The sequence below is a fragment of the Sandarakinorhabdus sp. genome (genome assembly GCF_031422795.1).
Classification (GTDB): domain Bacteria; phylum Pseudomonadota; class Alphaproteobacteria; order Sphingomonadales; family Sphingomonadaceae; genus Sandarakinorhabdus.
In genome coordinates, this window is record NZ_JANPML010000209.1 from 1 (window position 1) to 3328 (window position 3328).

The following is a 3328-nucleotide window of genomic DNA, read 5'->3' on the forward strand; positions in this document are numbered from 1 at the left end:
CGTTTCCACGATATCAACGGCCTGTCACCGTTCGTGGAAAACCCCATGGACGTGTTGGGCTGGGATCCGCACGACCGGTTGGTGGAACGGCTGTGGCATCACATCCGCCGCATGGGCGGCTAGCAGGGCTGAAAAATTCCCGATAGCCTGCCGTGGCGGGAATAAACCGGCTGTCGCTGCCGTTCTGATGGCAATCCAACATTGCACAGCCGCAGCGGCCCCCTTAAGGGCTGCCCTGCAAAAGGAATCCCGCATGCAACGCACCTCTGCCGCCGTCAATCGCATCCAGCCGTCACCCACCATCGCGGTGACCAACAAGGCGGCGGAGTTGAAGCGCCAGGGCCGCGACATCATCGGGCTGGGCGCTGGTGAGCCGGATTTCGATACGCCGGATTTCGTGAAAGAAGCCGCCATCGCCGCCATCCGGGCCGGCCAGACCAAATACACCGGTGTGGATGGCACGCCGGAGTGCAAGGCGGCGGTGCAGGCCAAGTTCAAGCGCGACAACAATCTGGATTACGGCCTAGATCAGATCAGCATCAATAGCGGCGGCAAGCACACGATTTTCAACGCCTTGCTGGCCACGCTTGATCCCGGCGATGAGGTGATCATCCCGGCACCCTATTGGGTGTCTTACCCCGATATCGTGCTGCTCGCCGGCGCCACCCCGGTGGTGATCCAGTGCGGCGTGGCGCAGGGTTTCAAGCTGACTCCGGCGCAACTGGAAGCGGCGATCACGCCCAAAACGCGCTGGTTCATCTTCAATTCGCCGTCCAACCCGACTGGCGCTGCTTATTCGCGCGCCGAACTGAAGGCTCTCACCGCCGTGCTGATGCGCCATCCCCAGGTGCTGGTGCTGGCCGACGACATGTACGAACATATCGTCTATGACGATTTCGAATTCGGCACCTTGGCCGAGATCGAGCCCGGCCTGTACGATCGCACACTCACCGTGAACGGCGCTTCCAAGGCCTATGCCATGACCGGCTGGCGCATCGGCTTTGCCGGCGGCCCGGCGTGGATCATCAAGGCGATGGCCAAGCTGCAATCGCAGAGCACCTCCAACCCCTGCTCGATCTCGATGGCGGCCACAGTTGCGGCCCTGAACGGCGATCAGAGCTTCCTTGCGACACGCAACGCCGCCTTCCAGCGCCGCCGCGACCTGGTGGTGAGCATGCTGAACCAGACGCCCGGCCTGATCTGCCCGCGCCCCGAAGGCGCCTTTTATGTCTATCCCGATTGCAGCGGCCTGATCGGCAAGAAGACGCCAACCGGCACCGTGCTCACCAACGATGAAGCCGTGGCGGCCTACCTGCTCGAAGCCGAAGGGGTTGCCGTCGTCCACGGCGCAGCCTTTGGCGGCTCGCCAGCTTTCCGCATCAGCTATGCGACGTCGGATGCGCTGCTGGAAGAAGCCTGCAAGCGCATTCAGCGGGCCGTGAACAACCTGGTCTGAGCCATGCGCATCGCGCTGTTCGAGCCGGAAATCGCCGGCAATGTCGGTGCGGTGCTGCGATTGGGGGCGTGCCTGGGCGTGCCCGTCGATCTGATCGAGCCGCTGGGGTTTGCGTGGGATGATGCCCGCGTGCGCCGCACGGCGATGGACTATATTGATCATGTCAGCGTGACCCGGCACCGCGATTGGGATGCGTTTCAGGCCAGCATTGGCGCGGCGCGGCTGGTCCTGCTCACCACCAAGGGCAGCGTTTCGGCCTATGATTTCGCCTTTCGCGCCGATGATGTGCTGTTGTTGGGCAAGGAAAGCGCCGGGGCGCCGCCGCACGTCCACGCGGCCTGTGGCGGTCGCATCCGTCTGCCGATGCGTGAGGCTGTTCGCTCGCTCAACCTTGCCATGTCCGCTGGCCTGGCGCTGGGCGAAGCACTGCGGCAGACCGGCGGGTTGCCGCAGCCGGGTTGAGCTCAGCGTTTCGTGGCGAACCAGATGATGTGCGTGGCACCCTTGCCATTCTCGCGCGCCCGCACCGGCACGGTTTCCACCGCAAAGCCGGCGCGTTCCAATTGCCGCCCGAACGCCGTATCCGGCGCAGCCGACCAGATGGCGAGCACGCCGCCGGGCCGCAGCGCCGTCCGCGCATCGGCCAGCCCGCGGTGGCTGTAGATGCCGTCATTGGCGGCGCGGGTCAGCCCGTCCGGGCCATTATCGACATCCAGCAGGATCGCATCATAGGCCGCCGTGGCCTGCGCCATGGTGGCGGCAACATCGCCCATGGTCAGCGTCACGCGCGGATCATCCAGGCATCCGTTGGTTACCGCCGCCATCGGCCCGCGCGCCCAATCGATGATGCCCGGCACCAGTTCGGCCACGGTCACCCGCGCATTTGCCGCCAGCCGGCCGAGCACGGCCCGCAGCGTATAGCCCATGCCATAGCCGCCAATCAGCAGATGCGGCGCCTTGTGGCTGGCCAGCCGATCGCACGCCATGGTGCCCAGCGCGACTTCAGAGCCATGCATCCGGGTGCTCATCAATTCGTTGCGTTCCAGCACGATCATGAAATCGCCGCCCCGCCGGAACAGCCGCAACGGCGGCCCGCCTGGCACTTCAGCTTCGCCGATCAGTTCACGCGGGGTCATCGGGCGGTGCCTGGCCGTCTCGTCATGGTCCGTCCTCCTTGCGCGATCCGCATGTCAGAACCGGCGCGCGGGGGCCAGCGGCAAATCCCGAACACAGCCGCCGGTCGCAGCCCACCTGCTCGAAGCCAAAGGCGTTGCCGTCGTCCACGGCGCGGCGTTCGGCGGATCGCCCGCCTTCCGCATCAGCTATGCGACGTCGGACGAATTGCTGGAAGAAGCCTGCAAACGCATCCAGCGCGCAGTGGGCAATCTGCGCTGAAGCGGCCCCGTGTGGGCCGTTTCCGGCGGGAAGTTTTGACAGTTTTGACGCATCTCGCGTGTTTGGGGCGCGTCCACGCCCCAAACCCACGCCCCCAACAACAATCCGGGGCGAGGCGATGATGACAGGCCTTGCCCGTGTAGGACAGACCCCAAACCCGCAACCAAGGCCCGCCCCAAGGTTTGCCCATGCGCATCGCGCTGTTTGAACCGGAAATCGCCGGCAATGTCGGCGCGGTGCTGCGGCTCGGCGCCTGCCTGGGCGTCCCCGTCGATCTGATCGAACCGCTCGGCTTCCACTGGGACGATGCCCGCGTCCGCCGCACGGCGATGGACTATATCGATCACGTCGCCATCACCAGCCACGCCTACTGGGCTGCGTTTCACGCCAGCATCGGCGAGGTGCGGCGGCTGGTGCTGCTCACCACCAAGGGCAGCATCTCCGCCCATGATTTCACCTTCCGCCCCGACGACGTGC

4 protein-coding genes and 1 pseudogene are annotated in these 3328 nt (G+C 65.4%); 4 read left to right on the forward strand and 1 reads right to left on the reverse strand.

From position 1 onward, the window contains the following. Positions 1-253 precede the first annotated feature (253 nt). Positions 254-1456, forward strand: a complete 1203-nt coding sequence (locus RMO81_RS07990) for a pyridoxal phosphate-dependent aminotransferase (protein WP_310475297.1) — start codon at positions 254-256, stop codon at positions 1454-1456. Between the two features lie 3 nt (positions 1457-1459). After that, positions 1460-1918, forward strand: a complete 459-nt coding sequence (locus RMO81_RS07995; RefSeq protein WP_310475298.1) for a tRNA (cytidine(34)-2'-O)-methyltransferase — start codon at positions 1460-1462, stop codon at positions 1916-1918. Positions 1919-1920: 2 nt separating this feature from the next. On the opposite strand, the gene RMO81_RS08000 is transcribed toward RMO81_RS07995, so the two are convergent. Beyond that, positions 1921-2592, reverse strand: a complete 672-nt coding sequence (locus tag RMO81_RS08000) for a spermidine synthase (protein ID WP_310475299.1) — start codon at positions 2590-2592, stop codon at positions 1921-1923. 115 nt (positions 2593-2707) lie between these two features. Between RMO81_RS08000 and RMO81_RS08005 the strand changes: the two are divergent. Both RMO81_RS08005 and RMO81_RS08010 read left to right on the forward strand, forming a co-directional pair. Next, a pseudogene (locus RMO81_RS08005) lies at positions 2708-2851 on the forward strand (aminotransferase class I/II-fold pyridoxal phosphate-dependent enzyme); the annotation flags it as partial. A gap of 188 nt (positions 2852-3039) precedes the next feature. Beyond that, a partial coding sequence (locus RMO81_RS08010) for a TrmH family RNA methyltransferase (RefSeq protein ID WP_310475300.1) occupies positions 3040-3328 on the forward strand: 289 nt, incomplete at its 3' end.